Annotated in this window: 16 protein-coding genes; 6 read left to right on the top strand and 10 right to left on the bottom strand. The window is 60.0% G+C overall.

Annotated elements, in window-relative coordinates; genetic code table 11:
- Positions 1-201 precede the first annotated feature (201 nt).
- The 5 genes from folE to LB543_RS27400 form a co-directional block, all read right to left on the bottom strand.
- Entirely contained in the window at positions 202-870 is a 669-nt protein-coding gene (folE, locus tag LB543_RS27420) for a GTP cyclohydrolase I (protein WP_224616379.1), read from the bottom strand.
- A gap of 417 nt (positions 871-1,287) precedes the next feature.
- Positions 1,288-3,306, bottom strand: coding sequence for a hydantoinase/oxoprolinase N-terminal domain-containing protein (locus tag LB543_RS27415; RefSeq protein ID WP_224616378.1), 2,019 nt, complete (start codon positions 3,304-3,306; stop codon positions 1,288-1,290).
- Between the two features lie 5 nt (positions 3,307-3,311).
- Positions 3,312-3,650, bottom strand: coding sequence for a ferredoxin FdxA (fdxA, locus tag LB543_RS27410; RefSeq protein ID WP_224616377.1), 339 nt, complete (start codon positions 3,648-3,650; stop codon positions 3,312-3,314).
- A gap of 421 nt (positions 3,651-4,071) precedes the next feature.
- Positions 4,072-4,710 (bottom strand): CBS domain-containing protein, encoded by a 639-nt coding sequence (locus LB543_RS27405; protein WP_224616376.1) that lies wholly within the window; start codon positions 4,708-4,710, stop codon positions 4,072-4,074.
- A gap of 72 nt (positions 4,711-4,782) precedes the next feature.
- Positions 4,783-5,298 (bottom strand): hypothetical protein, encoded by a 516-nt coding sequence (locus tag LB543_RS27400; RefSeq protein ID WP_224616375.1) that lies wholly within the window; start codon positions 5,296-5,298, stop codon positions 4,783-4,785.
- A 313-nt stretch (positions 5,299-5,611) separates the two neighbouring features.
- On the opposite strand from LB543_RS27400, the gene LB543_RS27395 reads away from it, so the two are divergent.
- The 3 genes from LB543_RS27395 to LB543_RS27385 all read left to right on the top strand — a co-directional run bounded on the left by LB543_RS27395 (position 5,612) and on the right by LB543_RS27385 (position 7,714).
- Positions 5,612-5,911, top strand: coding sequence for an XRE family transcriptional regulator (locus LB543_RS27395; protein ID WP_224616374.1), 300 nt, complete (start codon positions 5,612-5,614; stop codon positions 5,909-5,911).
- 620 nt (positions 5,912-6,531) lie between these two features.
- The gene (gene rnk / locus LB543_RS27390) at positions 6,532-6,996 is read left to right on the top strand and encodes a nucleoside diphosphate kinase regulator (protein ID WP_224616373.1); all 465 of its coding nucleotides are present in this window, start codon (positions 6,532-6,534) and stop codon (positions 6,994-6,996) included.
- A 163-nt stretch (positions 6,997-7,159) separates the two neighbouring features.
- Entirely contained in the window at positions 7,160-7,714 is a 555-nt protein-coding gene (locus tag LB543_RS27385; protein WP_224616372.1) for a nucleoside-diphosphate kinase, read from the top strand.
- Between the two features lie 8 nt (positions 7,715-7,722).
- On the opposite strand, the gene LB543_RS27380 is transcribed toward LB543_RS27385, so the two are convergent.
- Positions 7,723-8,268 (bottom strand): DUF488 family protein, encoded by a 546-nt coding sequence (locus tag LB543_RS27380; RefSeq protein WP_140764149.1) that lies wholly within the window; start codon positions 8,266-8,268, stop codon positions 7,723-7,725.
- Between the two features lie 69 nt (positions 8,269-8,337).
- Positions 8,338-9,183: a LysR family transcriptional regulator gene (locus tag LB543_RS27375; RefSeq protein WP_140764146.1), complete on the bottom strand. Its 846-nt coding sequence runs from the start codon at positions 9,181-9,183 to the stop codon at positions 8,338-8,340.
- Positions 9,184-9,314: 131 nt separating this feature from the next.
- Between LB543_RS27375 and LB543_RS27370 the strand changes: the two genes are divergently transcribed.
- Genes LB543_RS27370 through LB543_RS27360 form a run of 3 tightly spaced genes read left to right on the top strand, consistent with a single transcriptional unit; the run spans position 9,315 to position 12,285 of the window.
- Positions 9,315-9,977, top strand: a complete 663-nt coding sequence (locus tag LB543_RS27370) for a 5-formyltetrahydrofolate cyclo-ligase (RefSeq protein WP_224616371.1) — start codon at positions 9,315-9,317, stop codon at positions 9,975-9,977.
- Positions 9,978-10,008: 31 nt separating this feature from the next.
- Positions 10,009-11,604: a cytochrome c oxidase subunit I gene (ctaD, locus tag LB543_RS27365; RefSeq protein ID WP_224616370.1), complete on the top strand. Its 1,596-nt coding sequence runs from the start codon at positions 10,009-10,011 to the stop codon at positions 11,602-11,604.
- A gap of 60 nt (positions 11,605-11,664) precedes the next feature.
- A complete protein-coding gene (locus tag LB543_RS27360; protein WP_224616369.1) occupies positions 11,665-12,285 on the top strand; it encodes a Tim44/TimA family putative adaptor protein in 621 nt (206 codons plus the stop codon).
- Positions 12,286-12,572: 287 nt separating this feature from the next.
- Here LB543_RS27360 and LB543_RS27355 read toward each other — a convergent pair whose 3' ends face one another.
- The 3 genes from LB543_RS27355 to fsa form a co-directional block, all read right to left on the bottom strand.
- The gene (locus tag LB543_RS27355; RefSeq protein WP_140764135.1) at positions 12,573-12,869 is read right to left on the bottom strand and encodes a hypothetical protein; all 297 of its coding nucleotides are present in this window, start codon (positions 12,867-12,869) and stop codon (positions 12,573-12,575) included.
- A 79-nt stretch (positions 12,870-12,948) separates the two neighbouring features.
- Positions 12,949-14,484, bottom strand: a complete 1,536-nt coding sequence (locus tag LB543_RS27350; RefSeq protein ID WP_224616368.1) for an FAD-dependent oxidoreductase — start codon at positions 14,482-14,484, stop codon at positions 12,949-12,951.
- A 247-nt stretch (positions 14,485-14,731) separates the two neighbouring features.
- Positions 14,732-15,388, bottom strand: a complete 657-nt coding sequence (gene fsa / locus LB543_RS27345) for a fructose-6-phosphate aldolase (RefSeq protein ID WP_224616367.1) — start codon at positions 15,386-15,388, stop codon at positions 14,732-14,734.
- Positions 15,389-15,419: the final 31 nt, after the last annotated feature.

The following is a 15,419-nucleotide window of genomic DNA, read 5'->3' as shown; positions in this document are numbered from 1 at the left end:
GCGCGATGCGATAAAGCCGCTGGTTATGCGTCTTGATGATGGTGCGGAAGGCAGCGCCGTCGCGCGCCATGGCGCGCTGTGCCAATTCCAGGTCATCAGACGCAGCGATGATTTCGGTCGCGTCTCGTCGAACGTACAACATGAGCAGTCTCCTTGCCCTTCAATAGATGGGTCTCGACAACAAGGGTTCCCGAAAATTCGTCACACTGGGATCGACGACAGGAATTCGCGCCCCAGATCGAGGTCCGTGTCGAAAACGCCGAGCATCCATTTGGTGACCAGGCGGGTGCCGTGCGCGTGGATGCCACGCGATGTCATGCAGCCATGCTCGGCAACAAGCACGACGGCCACTCCACCCGGCTGCAGGGCATCCTCAATGGCGCGAGCGATGTCTTCCGCGAGCCGCTCCTGTATCTGCAGGCGACAGGCACAAGCCTCGACAACCCTTGCCAATTTGGAGATACCCACCACGCGGCCGACGGGCATGTAGGCGACGTATGCCTTGCCGTGGATTGCCGCCATGTGGTGTTCGCAGAACGAATGAAACGCCATGTCGTGCAGTTCGACCGCCTGGTCATAGCCGCCGATCTCGTCGAACGTCCGTTCGAGCAGTCTCACAGGATCTTGCCGATAGCCGGCAAACCACTCTTCATAAGCACGCACGACACGTGCAGGAGTATCGACAAGTCCGGGCCGGGCCGGATCGTCGCCGGCCCATGAGATCAACGTCCTGACCGCGGCCTCTGCATCGAAGCGCGTCGGGCGGGCGCGGCCGACTGTCTTGGGCGTCCCGTTTCCCGCTGAACTTCCCTCGGCTGAGGCCGGCACGCGGTCTTCGGTGCCATCCAGAATTTGCGAATGCAGGTCCATCGGTCTCTCCGGGTCCACGCTCGAAACTATTGGATGCGCCCAGCGAGGATTGGTTCCCGACAGGCAGGGAGCAAGGTTCGCACCCATGGCGAACCACGGGAAGGTTTCGAAACCTCTCCTCCAGTCTCACGTCCGCCGCGTTCTCGACACACGTCGTCAGGATCCTGAAGGAGAACCAAAATGGCATCGAAACAGTCCGTGAAAAACCGACTCCCACCTCGCTCTTGGTGTGTCCATCGTGGCGTCGCGACAATGCCCATGCCGCCGGTTAGCTGGTGAGCCTGCTACGAGTCTGTGACGCCGACCACGGCGCAGCTTGGTTCGCTGTTTCTGGCACCATTGCTTGCTTCGGTCTTTGTACCGGCACGCGCTCGTCGCGTGACCTGCGGTCATGACCGGAGGGGGCTCTGATCTGCGTCATGACGCGACGCGCGGCCGCCCGGTGGCTGTCGCGACGACGATGGCTTCGACGAAACTTCGCTCTCCTTCGATTGTAGCAACCCTTATGTCGCGTGAGATTTCGATTCGCGCCTGATCGGTCCCCGCGCGCTCGGCGAGACCTGCTGCCAAGGCGCGAATGTGGGTTTCGGCGGCAGCCATTGCTTCGTCCTCGGTGTCATAGTCGTCCAGCCGCTCGCCTGAATTCAGACGGAATAGCCCGATCTCCGGCTGGCTGACGCGCGCTTCCGCCGACATCCGCACTTGCCCGACGACGGCACCCAGTGCGTTTGCGACGTCGGCGTGTTCGGCAATGGTGCAGTCATTGCCAATCAAATGCGGCAGGCTCGCGTAGTGAAGCGATGCCGAAGCGCCGAGGCCGATCACCGGCCGGTCGAGTGCGATCGACAGCCGCGCCATGCCACCTTGCCGGCCAACCGCGCGCTGAACCAGCGGATTGGCAACCGAGACCCCGCCATCCAGCCCGTCCTCGGAAAAAACGGTTTCAAGAATGGCTTCGGCAGAACGCCGGGTCACCGCGGTGAGAACCATCCCGGAAAAAGCTTCCGCGCCTCTGGCGACGCGATGCCCCTGGCCGTCGCGTTTGCGTGCGAACAATTCGGCGCCCAACCGAGCCGCGACAGGATCCCAATTCCCTTGGCGGCCCAGAACGTGTGCCGCGTCGGATGGCGTGAAGCCCGCGATGTGCACCAGACCGCGCGCGACCAGGCGATTGAGCGTCGCGACCTGTGACGTCGATACGAGCAGCCGATCGAGTGCGGCGGGAATTGCCGAAATGTCGCCATAGAGCCGCGCCTCAGTAACCGTCAGGCCTGCGGCCAGACCTTCGGGCACACCTGTGCGCAATGCGAAACGACCGTCCAAACGGCTGGCGTTGGGACTGAGCAATTGCCGCTTGAGGCCTTGGTAGATGGCATCGCCGTGCTTCACCGCGGCGAGCGCCAGCGGCACGAGCCGACGGGGCCCAAGCACTATCGTCGAAGTCAGCGACCACTCGTGAAGCGAGACTTCCGAATCCCCGCCGAGGCCAAAGGTGCGCATGGCGACGGCTTCAACCATGGTGCGCATTCCGCCGACGGTGGCACCTTCCGGATCGACCCGAAGGCGGCCGCCGTCGAGAACGGCGATGTCGGTGGTGGTGCCGCCGATGTCGGACACCACGGCGTTATCAACGCCAGTCATGTAGCGCGCCCCCACCAGGCTTGCCGCTGGTCCTGACAGGATGGTCTCGATCGGCCGGGCTCGGGCGAATTCAGCGGTAATGAGCGCGCCATCGCCACGCACGACCATGAGCGGAGCGACGATCCCGCGTCTTGCCAGAAAGCCTTCGGTGGCGTTGACAAGGCGATCAATCATCGAGATCAGTCGCGCATTGAGAAGCGTCGTCAGCGCCCGACGCGGGCCGCCGAGTTTCGACGACAGTTCGTGCGAACAGGTCACTGGAAGCCCGGTACGCTCGCGGATGACGTCACGCACTGCGATCTCGTGTTCTGGATTGCGGACCGCAAAATATGAAGCTACGGCGACGCCAGAAACCGTGTCGGCGAGAGACGGCAACGCAGCCACGAGAGCGTCCAGGACCAGCTGACGCGCATCGCCGTGGACGTCATGTCCGCCCGGGCAAAAGATCACGGGATCGGAGCCGAGGGCTTTTGACAATCCGTTCCGGGTAAGATCGGCTTCAGCAAAGCCGATCATCACCAGCACGACCCGTCCGCCCTGCCCTTCGACGAGGGCGTTGGTCGCGAGCGTGGTCGACATCGAGACGAGCTTGATCGCGCCAGGTTCGATGGCGGCTTCGGACAAAACAGCGTTGACCGCGCCAGCGATGCCCTCGGCAAGATCGTACCGCGTGGTCAGCGATTTGGCCTTGGCCACGATGCCTGTCGATTCCGACCACACCACGGCATCAGTGTAGGTGCCGCCGGTGTCGATGCCCAGGTACAGAGGCGACGGCTGATGCGCATATGCGTTCATTTTGATCAGTCGCCCAGCCCGGGTTCCGGCGAGAAATATCTCGCGAGCTTGTTCGCTTCGCCGTCGAACGCGTTGGCGTCGGCGGGTGGATCACGCTTGATCGCAATATTAGGCCACGTAGAGGCGTACTCAGCGTTCAGCGCGAGCCAATCGTCGAGACCAGGCTCGGTATCGGGAAAAATGGCCTTCGCCGGGCATTCTGGCTCGCAGACGCCGCAGTCGATGCATTCATCGGGATGGATGACGAGCATGTTCTCGCCTTCGTAGAAACAGTCGACCGGACAGACTTCCACGCAGTCCATGTATTTGCATCTGATGCAATTGTCGGTGACCACGAACGTCATGCGGCGTGTCTCAGCCATGCCGGGCCGGGACGATAGGACAAGATCAGCTTCAGGCTTTCGACGAGGTGGGCCGCCTTCAGCCAACAGAGCCCCGCAGTCTCGCTGTCGAGCAATTCGTCGCAACTGGCACCAAATAAGGCGAGGCACCGGTGGAATAGACCAATCTCCAACCCACCAATGTGCTTGCGGGCAGCGATGAGACTTCCCTTGCAGGGCCCGATGGTCAGCATAAACGAGGACCGAAAATCTTCGCCAGATGCGTTTCCCAATCGCCGACAGCGAAGCGCTCGAAACTCGGCCCGAGATCTGCGTCGGGGCGGATCTTGCCGCAGAAGGCGTAGACGCGCAGTCGAATCTGCTCTTCGGAAATCGGGAATGTCAGCGTCAAGGGCATAGTCTGATGCAGCGCTCATCCGGCCCTTCAGACCACGCCATAGGTCATATCGAGGGGAATGCGGTGATCGTCGATAGCTCGTACGCCAGCGGTGTTTTCAGCCAGAATGAGCAAGGCTTTCCGCTCCTGCTCGGATAAGTAAGCTCCCCATAAGGTCACCACGCCGTTGCTCACAGTTACACCCGGACTCCCGGTCGACGGCCATGATTCGAATCGCAAGGCATCAAGAATCTCCGACCTGATACTGCTGTCGTTGCGCCAGACCGGGGCTCGAGAACGTTTCCTGGCGGCGACAAAGGCCCGGACCAGATTGGCGCGACTGACGACCCCGATCACCTGCCCGTCGCGTAGCACCGGAACACGCTTGATCCGATTGTGTTCAAGCAGCGTGGCGATCTCCATAACCGGCGTGTTCTCGGCCACAGTCGCAACTTGTCTTGTCATGACGTCGGTCACATGCGCGGAATGAGACTTGAGATAGCCTTCCGCAAGAGCGGCGTTGTTGCCGAAAAGCCGAAGCCACCACGAACGATGTTGCGGGGCCGTGCCGATCTCTGCCCGGCGGATCAGGTCTCCTTCACTGACGATGCCCAGCAACACACCTCGATCAGTCACCGGCACGGCACTAATTCCATGCGACAAAAGAATATCGGCGACCTCTTCCAAGCGTACTGTCCGGCCCTACTGTGATAACCGGTGAGGTCATAACGTCCTTGGCGATCAGCATTTCGTTCTCCTTCACCTGTTTGCAGGCGCGGGACCCGCCGGCAAGGTTCTTCCAGAGCCTTGGCCGTCGTGTGACAAACCAGCATGGAGGCTGATCGCGCGATAGAACTCCCGTGCATGGAAAGCATAGGCTTCCAGATCGGCCGGATCGCCGGCGAACAGACCAATGTCCTCGGCTTTCCGGAAGAACCAGGGAGCCGGCAGACCAGGTTCGAGCGCCTTCACGGCAACAGCCGCAAGCAACGGCAGGCCGTCGTCCGCATCATCATCCATCAGTTGTTCAAGTGCGTCCCGGATCACGCCCGTTGCATCGGAAACAACCATGCTGTCGGCCAGCCTTGCATAGGTGATCGGCAGTCGGGTCTGTGCCTGCAGGAGCAGTTCTTCACGCAGCCGTGCTTTGAGAGCGTTGTAATCCGCGGGAGCCATCGGGGCGCAGTCATTCGCGTTGAGGCGGTCGGCGGATACCACACGGCGCTGAATGTCCCGACCGGTAAGTGGTCCGACGTCGTGTTCAAGCATGTCCATCTTAAGTCCGTGCCCTTCCCGCGATACCGCCAAGATTTCCACATCCTGGCGCTGAAACCTGCTGCCTGGCACCGGATCCTGTCAATTTCGCTGCGCGGAAGCTTCACTCATCCTTGCATGCAAAACAAACGAAATTTATTGCCGCTTTAGCTTAATTTTTTTGCACCGAAAATTTGATCTGTCCAGGTTAACGCGGCCCTTTCCTTTTCGGGTTCGATATGCATTTTTTGCCGGATGAACCCGCCCGACCGAAACGTCTTGGCCGTCGGCAGCGCGATTTCGTCCAGGAAAGCAGTCCAGCAGGAGATTTTACATGATCACTGGTGCTCAATGCCGCGCCGCTCGCGCGCTGGTCGAATGGACCCGGGAAAAGCTCGCCGTCAATTCAGGCGTAGACACGTTGATTGTCGAGGAATTCGAACGCCGGATCAGCCTTCCCAGCCAGGATGTCTGTGACACGCTGCAAACCGCGCTTGAAAACGCCGGCGCCGTTTTCATCGCCGAGAATGGCGGCGGCATCGGCGTTCGCCTGAAACTCAACCGCTCGGAAGTCAAGCGGATCGGCGTCCTGGAGAATGAAGGCGGCATTGTTGGAATAGATGCCGTTCCATAGGCCCCACATCTTCTTCGGGGCTCGCGGTCGCGGTCCATCGCTGGACAATCCAGAAGCTGCATCGGCTAGACAACGCAAACAAGGGAGGTGGCCCTCATGACCGTTATCTGGGACGATCTCACCGAGGAGGAGCGAACGGCGCTCAAGCGCATGAACCGCGGGCCTTATCCATTTTTATCGAAAGCCTTGGCCGAACGTCTTGTCTTCCTCGGACTGGCGCAAGAAAGACCGAGCGGAACCGGGATAAACAGGACCGGACGAGAGCTCGTGATAAGAACGTTGCTTAGTGCTCGCTCTAATTAAGTCTGCATTGATTCCTGCCAGCTGCGACGAGGTGGCTGACTTGACTTCCCGGATTGCTTCACCACCTATGGCCTTATGAACGCCGCAGTCAAAATTCGTCACGATTTTCTTTTCCGGGTTTGCCCCATAGCGGGAATCTAGCCCCCGGCTCAGCCATACGCCCTGAGCCGAGGGGGCGGTGCGTTAGCCCAAATGGGATGGTCCCGCAGGGCCGCAAGCCTCTGGGATCGCGGCGTTGTCAGCAAGATTTTTCACGGACCGACTCAGTCCGACACCGTTGGTGGGCGGCTGGTGCCGGCAAGAGCATGAGTATTCAAATGCAACACAATACGAAAACCAGGCGCAAGCCGAACATCCGTATCTCAAAGTCGGACCATGCACGTTTATCGGCGCTTGCAAACACCGTTGCTGCACGAAATCCGGAAGCTGTCGACGAACTGCTCGCGGAACTTGAGCGCGCGCGCGTCGTCGCCGATGGTTGGGTCTCCGCCGGCACTGTCCGTATGGGTTCTACCGTGACGTTCAAGCCTGATACCGGCGACGCAAAGACAGTTACGCTGGTTTTTCCTGGCGAGGCGGATATCTCCGAGGGCAAGGTCTCAATCCTCACGCCGATTGGCACGGCTCTGATTGGCCTCTCGGCTGGACAGTCGATCATGTGGATCGCGCGCGATGGGCGCCGGCACGAACTGTCGGTACTTGCAGTGGACCAACCCGCTCCGGAAACCGGTACGGCTGATTGGCGCGCACCAGCGTCTTCGACGATTGCGGCGGACGTCTAGCCATGGGCGTTTCCATCCGTCTCCTCAATCACGCAGGCAGCCTGATCGCGGGGGTCTGACCCCTGCGCCGGTCTCTCGTGGTCCGGCACAGGGGATCAGCTTTCCACACCCGATCAATCTGCTTGACGCTGGCCCCCTTGCGCGGACCGGCTGGAGACGCACCATGCCCACTATCGACAGCTGCCAACTGACTACTAAGGACTACACAATTCTTGAAGTGATGCGGGATCGCCATCTTGCGCGAGAGGAAGCCCTCTCGGCTATCCTTAAGCGGAAGATTTCGAGCGCAGTTGTAGTGTTTCGGGATGATATTCCGGCAACCGTCGTGACCCTCAGCAGCCGCGTGGCTTATCGGGTAAACGAAGGCCCTGCCGAAACGCGCATCGTCTCACATGACGAGATGCGCGGCCTGGTTGGCATGCTTTTGCCTATCACCAGTCCGCGCGGCCTGGCGCTGCTTGGTCTGGCCGAAGGTCAGTCCATATCCATTCCGACCGCAGACGGCGGCCTAGAAACGCTGACTGTTCATGAAGTGGTCTATCAGCCCGAAGCCGCAACCCGCGAGAAATTGAACCTGGCGGGGGGTGCCGCGCCGGGCTCGGGGAGACCGGTTCTGCGCGTCGTCCATCGTTCCGATGAACCGCAAGACAAAGCGGAGAACAAACTCTTGGCGGTTTCGGACGTCGGATTCGACGACCCAGGTCCGTCGGCCGCCTGAAGGCTCGACTATCCCGGAGGTTGCGAAGGCGGGTAGACAAGCGTTCCGTCAGCTCTTACCCGCGCCCCGTCGGTAAGTTTCGCTGGCTCGACCTTGTCATGGCCCATCAGATGAAAAACGGACTCGCCGCGGCTGATCAGATAGTCCGCGACGATCCTTCTGTGACAGCGCCACCAGAGCGTTTCCGAGCACATGACGGCGCATCGCCGCTGCCTGCCGAAGTACACAAGCCGGTCCAAGCCGCCAAGAAACTCCACTGATAGCGCGTAGTCGGCGTAGTTGTGAAAACTCTGGTTGATCCAGAATGCGTTAAGCGCCGGTGGGATACCGTGCGCCTTGCCGCGCAGGCCGCCAAGCTCGGCAATGCATTCATATCCAATCCCGTATGCTGCCAGCTTTTCCGCCAGCACCTCGCCGTTGAACTGCGGGTTGGCACGCGAGCGCCGGATGGTTCTTATGTCGACCACCAGGCTTATATCGGCGACCCGCAGCAGAGCTACGAATTCGGCAATCGACCGGGCCGAGTGACCGATGGTGTGGAATGGATAAGGCATGTTCAATTAATCCATGGCGACGGATCTATTTCCGGCGGCATGATCAGTGATTTGGAACAAAGAGCGCGGTCATTTCACCACCTGTTTCAGGCCGCGTAGCGCCTCCTGCACGTCGGCTCGCGCCGCGCTTGCTTCCGGATAGACTGCATAGGCCGGGTAGGTGAATTCCGGCGCACCCTTCACGGCCTCCAGCTGCCCCGCCTCGATATGGGGAGCCGCCGCCCCCCTGCGGAAATAGCCCATGCCACCGGCACGCAGGATATAGCTCAGCCCGAGCGGGCCAAGGCCGACCATCAATCCCGGCTCGCCGAAGACCGAGGAACTGGCACCATGCTGCGCGGCAAACAGCGGCCCCCAATCTACATAGACGTAGTCCCTGGAGGCACCCAGTTCCCCGTCTCTGTCCGTGGTCCGAACCAGGACGAGCTGCTCCTCGACAAGAAGCTCCACCCTGAAACCTGGCAGCAGCTTCGGCGCATAGAGCACCGCGATGTCCAGAACGCCGGTCCTGAGCTGATCGAGGAGCTGGTCCGGCACACCCACCTGGGCTTGGATAGCGATTTCCGGCTTGGCGTTCTTCATCCAGACCAGCCAGTCGAGCAGCAGGGGGTTCCACAGACTGAGCTCTCCGCCCAGGGCAACGACGCTTGTCCTTCCCGATGGGATGGCGAGCTGGTGGCGTGCCCGCTCCCAGATTTGCACGAATGACTGGGCGAACCGCTCGAACTCTCTGCCTGCCTGGGTCAGCTGCGCGCCATTGCGATTGCGGATAAAGAGCTGACGTCCGAGTTCGTCTTCCAGCGTGCGTATCCGCGCGCTCACTGTCGTCTGGGTCACGTGGAGTCGGTCTGCGGCTTTCAGAAAGCTGCCCGAATGAACGATCTCCAAAAAAGTGCGAGCGCGGTCAATGTCCATGCTGGTCCCGGATCAATGCAATAATCTTGCACTAATACAGCATTTAATTCCCTTTGCCTTCCTGTTTTACGCAGCGCAACCTCGTTCAGTAGAGATATCCGGCCGCGGCGGTCTATGGAACGGAGTGCGTAATGTCCGATCAGGAGGATGGTCCCCAGGAAACGCGAGAGTACGCCTCTCCGCCATGCTTCATGCACGAACTCGTCCCAGGATATGGCGCCGAAGCTATTCAGCAAGACGCATGGACCGGTGTCTGTCGATGGCGCAAGGCGGAGCGCAAGCGCCTGATCGACGAGCGTCTGGCCGTCGACGCCGAGGAACGCGCTGCGAGGTCTTTGCGCATCGCTTCGGCTCTCGACCTAGTCGTCGGCCGGGTGAGCGGTCGCATCGTCAGCGGCTACTGGCCTGTTCGAGGCGAACCGGACCTTCGCAACTGGGCGATACGGGTGATCGAGCGCGGCGGACGGGTCGCGTTGCCGGTCGTCATTAAAAAAGGCTGGCCGCTGGAGTTTCGCATCTGGAGACCGGGAGACCCTCTGGAACGCGGCATATGGAATATTCTTGTCCCCTCACACGGGCCATCGGTCCAACCGGATGTGGTCGTCGGGCCCGTGGTCGGTTTCGACCAGGCCAACTATCGCCTGGGTTATGGCGGCGGCTTCTTCGACCGGACCTTGGCCGCCGCGCCGAAGCGTCCTTTCGTCGTCGGCGTCGGTTACACCGGCAGCAGACTTCAAACCATCTATCCGCAGCCACACTACATTCCGATGGATGTGATCGTGACGGATGAATGACTGAGCGCAGGTGAAGAGCAGGAAGCACATCATGTCTAATCCGGCCACGATCTTGGATGATCACAAGCCCCGGTTTCTCGTCAGGTGGCTGTTTTCCACCAACCACAAGGATATCGGGACACTTTACCTGCTGTTCTCGATCATGGCGGGAGTCTTCGGCACGGCGCTTTCTGTTTTGATCCGCATGGAGTTGCAGGAACCAGGTTTGCAGATATTCGGCGATCCGAGCGTCTACAACGTCGTCGTCAGCGCCCATGGGCTGGTCATGATCTTTTTCGTCCTCATGCCGGCGCTGATCGGTGGCTTCGGCAACTGGATGGTGCCGATCATGATCGGTGCGCCCGACATGGCTTTCCCGCGCATGAACAACATCTCGTTCTGGCTGCTCGTGGCCGCGTTTAGCCTTTTCGTCACTTCGATGTTCGTGCCGGGAGCGCCCGGCACGCTCGGCCATGGTGGCGGCTGGACGCTTTATCCGCCGCTTTCGACCTCGGGCCAGCCTGGCCCTGCCGTCGATCTCGTCATCCTTTCGATCCACCTCGCAGGAGCGTCATCGATCCTCGGCGCGATCAACTTCATCACGACCATCTTCAACATGCGCGCGCCGGGAATGACGATGCACAAGATGCCTCTGTTCGCCTGGTCGATGCTGGTCACCGCCTTCATGCTGCTCATGTCGCTTCCGGTGCTTGCCGGCGCGATCACGATGCTGCTCACGGACCGCAATTTTGGCACGACCTTCTTTGTTCCGGATAGCGGCGGCGACCCGATACTCTACCAGCACCTGTTCTGGTTCTTCGGCCATCCCGAAGTCTACATCATGATTCTCCCTGGCTTCGGCATCATCAGCCACGTCATCTCGACCTTCGCCAAGAAACCGATCTTCGGTTACGTCGGCATGGCCTATGCGATGGTGGCAATCGGCGCGATCGGCTTTGTCGTCTGGGCACATCATATGTATACGACCGGCCTGTCGGTCGACACGCAGCGCTACTTCGCCTTCGCTTCGATGGTCATCGCCGTTCCGACCGGCGTGAAGGTGTTTTCATGGTTGGCGACCATGTGGGGGGGCTCGATAGAGTTCAAGACGCCGATGCTGTGGGCTCTCGGTTTCGTCCTGCTGTTCACCATTGGTGGCGTCACTGGCATAATGGTTGCGAACCCCGGTATCGACCGCGTGTATCACGACACTTACTTTGTCATCGCCCACTTCCACTATGTGTTGTCTTTGGGGGCGGTCTTCGCGATCTTCGCGGGCTTCTACTACTGGTTCCCGAAGATGACAGGCTACATGTACAGCGAAGTTTTGGGAAAGCTGCACTTCTGCCTGATGTTCGTCGGCGTTAATCTCGTCTTCTTCCCGCAGCATTTCCTCGGCATGGCCGGCATGCCCCGACGCTATGCCGACTACCCCGACGCTTTTGCCGGCTGGAATTTCGTGTCCTCGATCGGGTCCTACATTTCAACGGCCGGGCTTGTCGTCTTCTTCATCGCGGTGGCGGAAGCTTTCAGCCGCAGACGCCAGGCAGGAGCCAATCCATGGGGCGAAGGCGCGACCACGCTCGAGTGGCAACTTCCGTCGCCGCCGCCCTTCCATCAGTGGGAAAAGCTGCCGCGCATTCTCTGACTTCGCACCCTGTTCCAAATCGACACCTTCCGTCGCTTCGATACTTATCGGGAGAAGGTCATGAACGAGACAACAGATCCGAGCAACCACATCCTGATCGTGGCGATCATCGCGTTTTATTGGGCACTGCTGGGCAGTTGGAGCCAACTTCTGCCGCGCTCAGGTGAAGACAAGCCTAAGCGGGACGATGCGCTGACTGGCCAACGAACCGCGAGTACGGAACCCCGTTCCTCCGCGGACGCGCCCTCGGATTTGATCCGAAAGATCGACCCGGATTTCGACCTCGCCAAATTCCTGGCCGGCGCCAAGACCGCTTACGAAACTATCCTGAGAGCCTATGTGGACAGCGACTTCCAGACGTTGAAGCACCTCGTCGGGCCGGAAGTGCTTTATACCTTCGAGCAAGCGATTGCGGGACGCCGGGATTGCGGGGAGATGCTGCAACTCACCTTCATCGGCACGAGCGAAGCAAAGGTGGTCGACGCTCTGGAAAAGGATGGTACCGCTGAAATTGTTGTTCGGTACGTTTCCGATTTGATCCAGGTTACACGGTTGGCAGATGATACGATCGTCGCCGGCGATCCCAAGCAGATCATCGAGGTGACCGATACATGGACGTTCGCCTGCGAAACCCTGTCAACCAAGAGGAATTGGATGTTGATCGCCACGGAAGGCGAATAGCAAGCGCGTGTCATTCCGATGCCTGCCTGACCTCCTGGTCACCGTCGGTGGGGGTCGACCCCAGAGCGCTGGACTGCATGGGCAGATTTGTCCAATTTTGAGGATGCGCATTCGCTACTGGTGTTTCAACCAATTCGACATGACTCGGTTCAGTCGGTCATTTTCAAGCAGCGCAATGCGGCAACCCTCGAACGCCGGAAGGTCTGCCGCGCAGGTTCCAAAAACCTAATGACAAACGATCATTGAATGAGAAGTGCGCCGGTCGGCGTGATCACGAAGGTCCCACCCTAATCGAACATAATCCGAGCGGTACCCCTTTTGGCGATCAACATGCTTCGAGTTTCCTGGATCCGCTCAGCCTGTTGCTTGGTATAGGGGCCCATTGGCCGGGTTTTTTGATTGCCTCGACGGACCCGGCAGTACCAGTGGCCGCCGTCCGAGAAGATTTCAACCGAGGTCGGTATCGCATCGGACGCTTCCCTAGCCACCTCCTTGGCGAACTCGACGATCTTTGAATAATGCTGAGCGGGCGCAACCGTGCGCAAACCATTGGCATTGCCAAGTTCCTGTTGCGTTTTGGACATAGGTCGAACTCCTTTCGGTCATGCACCGCTCTGCCATGTTGGTTGTGCTCTCTCGGATCGGAGTGCCGGAGAGCGTTTGCTAGGTCGCTATTTGGCGCTCCATTTCCACCTCGGCTTCTAGGCTCTCGATGTCGCGGAAGATCGAAGCGACAGCTAGCGTGCGCCCTTCGCGTTTGAAGCGGATCAGGCAATCCTTGGCGGCAATGTCACCCTCGACTGCGATCTCGTCCCATCGCTCGGCATGGCCGACATAGTTGATGGGAACGTCGTAGTGCTGGCTCCAGAAGAACGGCACGGCAGCGAATTTCTCGCGATGGCCGAGCATGTTGAGTGCCGCAGTTCGCCCCTGTCTCTCTGCAACGACCCAATGCTCGACCCGAATGTTTTCACCAGTGTGGGGATCGGGCCACCGTGCAATGTCGCCGGCCGCAAATATGCCGGGCGTGCTCGTCTCCAGAAAGGCGTCCACCACGACACCGCGATCAAGGCTTAGCCCAGCCGTCTCGGCAAGCCCGGTCCGCGGCCGCACGCCGATGCCGGCCACAAGGAAGTCCGCCGCCAACGTGCCGCCACTTCTGAGCTTCACCCTGCTGCCGTTGATGCGGCTCGCTACGTCCTCAAGGTGGAAAACAACGCCGTTCTCCTCATGGAGGGCCCGGATGAAGTCGCCCATCTGTGAACCCAGGACACGCTCCATAGGCTTTTTATCTGGTGCCACGACGTGAACGTCGATGCCGCGCGCGCGCAGGGCCGCGGCAACTTCCAAGCCAATGAAACTGGCGCCAAGCACAATGGCGCGCTGCGCAGTCGTGGCTCGCTCGATGATCGCCTTGCAGTCTGCGAACGAGCGGAGGGTGTGAACGTGTGGGTGGTCGGCGCCGGGGATAGTAAGACAAACTGGTTCTGCCCCCGTGGCGAGCAGCAGCCTATCGTAAGGGATCCTGCCTTCACCCGCGAGGACGACCTCCCGGGAATGCAGGTCGATATCAACGGCCTTCGTATCGAGACGCAGGCCGATGTTGTTTTTTGAATAGAACTTCTCCCCCCGGAGCGGCATCCAATCCTCCGGTGCCTTTCCGGCGAGGTAGTCCTTGGAGAGGTTGGGTCGGTCGACAGGCGGCGCTTGGTCATCGCTGATCATGACGATGCTGCCCTGATACTGCTCGCGCCGCAGTGTTTCGGCCGCGGCGAAACCAGCCGCCCCGCCGCCGACAATGACGATTTTCCCAGGAAGCTGGCCAGAGCTTCCGTCGCGCGGCTTTGGTGCTGTCCGCTTGCGCTTCTCGCCCACGAATATCCGGCCGTCGCGCTGTTCCACCGACCAGCAAGCGAGTGGATTGAAGGCAGGGGCGTGCAAGGCCTCGCCTGTGCGCAAATCGAAGCATGCGTGATGCCAGGGACACCGGACAGTATCCTCCACCAGAAGACCTTCGACGAGCGGCCCGCCGTAATGTGTGCATGTCGCCGCGGTGGCGAAGACCTCTGTCCCTCGGCGCACCAACAGCACCTGTTCGTCGCCGCAATGGCCGACAAGCTTTCCGCCATCGGGAAGGTCTGACAACGCAATGCCCTGGACCAGATTCGGTCCCACTAGTACGGTATGGCCTTCAGCCATTTTCTTCTCCTGGCGATCCTGTTACAAAATCGCTCGTACGGCGAGGCGGCAATCCCACAGCTTCGGGATATTTTCTGCCTGGCTAGAGCGCCTTCAGATTCTCAGCGCCGCTTGCAGCAAACATTCCGACCACGTCACGCGTTGGGCTGACACAGTTTCCTGCCATCTCCGGTATCCTGCAAACGAATTTAATCGGTGATTGAGTGCAATTTTTATGATGGCTTCCTTAGCGATTCCACTGCGGTGATTATAGGATCGCCTGCCCCGTCTTGCCCCAATCGGCGAGGAAGGACTCGAGACCCCTGTCGGTGAGCGGGTGCTTGGCGAGGTTTCTGAGCACCGCCGGTGGCACCGTCGCGATATCGGCGCCTGCCATCGCCGCGTGCTTGACATGGAGTGGGGTGCGAATTGAGGAGGCGAGGATTTGCGTCGTGAAGGATTTGTCATTGTCGTAAATCGCGCGGATTTCGCGGATCACTTCCATGCCGTCCAGACCGAGATCGTCGAGCCTGCCGACGAACGGAGAAATGAAGGTCGCGCCTGCCTTGGCTGCGAGCAATGCCTGGTTGGCCGAAAAGCACAGTGTGACATTGACCTTGTGTCCGAGCTGACTGAGCGCCCGGCAGGCCCTGAATCCCTCCCAGGTGGAGGGCACCTTGACGGCCACATTGGCCGCAATGCCGGCCAAACGCTCTCCCTCGGCGATCATGCCGTCGAAGTCGGTCGCGGTGACTTCCGCTGAAACCGGGCCCTCGACCGTCTGGCAAATCTCCTTGATCACGCCCCTGATCGGTCGGCCGGTCTTTGCGATAAGGGATGGGTTTGTGGTCACCCCATCGAGAATGCCAACGGCGGCAAGCTCGCGAATTTCAGATATGTCGGCGGTATCGACAAAGAATTTCATGGTGTTTCTCCTCGACGTGAGCTTGTCCATC

The sequence above is a fragment of the Mesorhizobium sp. ESP7-2 genome, from assembly GCF_020164715.1.
GTDB lineage: Bacteria > Pseudomonadota > Alphaproteobacteria > Rhizobiales > Rhizobiaceae > Mesorhizobium.
This window is presented reverse-complemented; position numbering and strand designations above follow the sequence as displayed.

Excerpts from the sequence above, each read along its gene's own strand:
- folE (WP_224616379.1), bottom strand. The coding sequence starts at position 870 with ATGGACCTGCATTCGCAAATTCTGGATGGCACCGAAGACCGCGTGCCG.
- LB543_RS27415 (WP_224616378.1), bottom strand. The coding sequence starts at position 3,306 with ATGAACGCATATGCGCATCAGCCGTCGCCTCTGTACCTGGGCATCGAC.
- fdxA (WP_224616377.1), bottom strand. The coding sequence starts at position 3,650 with ATGACGTTCGTGGTCACCGACAATTGCATCAGATGCAAATACATGGAC.
- LB543_RS27400 (WP_224616375.1), bottom strand. The coding sequence starts at position 5,298 with ATGGACATGCTTGAACACGACGTCGGACCACTTACCGGTCGGGACATT.
- LB543_RS27395 (WP_224616374.1), top strand. The coding sequence starts at position 5,612 with ATGATCACTGGTGCTCAATGCCGCGCCGCTCGCGCGCTGGTCGAATGG.
- rnk (WP_224616373.1), top strand. The coding sequence starts at position 6,532 with ATGCAACACAATACGAAAACCAGGCGCAAGCCGAACATCCGTATCTCA.
- LB543_RS27385 (WP_224616372.1), top strand. The coding sequence starts at position 7,160 with ATGCCCACTATCGACAGCTGCCAACTGACTACTAAGGACTACACAATT.
- LB543_RS27380 (WP_140764149.1), bottom strand. The coding sequence starts at position 8,268 with ATGCCTTATCCATTCCACACCATCGGTCACTCGGCCCGGTCGATTGCC.
- LB543_RS27375 (WP_140764146.1), bottom strand. The coding sequence starts at position 9,183 with ATGGACATTGACCGCGCTCGCACTTTTTTGGAGATCGTTCATTCGGGC.
- LB543_RS27370 (WP_224616371.1), top strand. The coding sequence starts at position 9,315 with ATGTCCGATCAGGAGGATGGTCCCCAGGAAACGCGAGAGTACGCCTCT.
- ctaD (WP_224616370.1), top strand. The coding sequence starts at position 10,009 with ATGTCTAATCCGGCCACGATCTTGGATGATCACAAGCCCCGGTTTCTC.
- LB543_RS27360 (WP_224616369.1), top strand. The coding sequence starts at position 11,665 with ATGAACGAGACAACAGATCCGAGCAACCACATCCTGATCGTGGCGATC.
- LB543_RS27355 (WP_140764135.1), bottom strand. The coding sequence starts at position 12,869 with ATGTCCAAAACGCAACAGGAACTTGGCAATGCCAATGGTTTGCGCACG.
- LB543_RS27350 (WP_224616368.1), bottom strand. The coding sequence starts at position 14,484 with ATGGCTGAAGGCCATACCGTACTAGTGGGACCGAATCTGGTCCAGGGC.
- fsa (WP_224616367.1), bottom strand. The coding sequence starts at position 15,388 with ATGAAATTCTTTGTCGATACCGCCGACATATCTGAAATTCGCGAGCTT.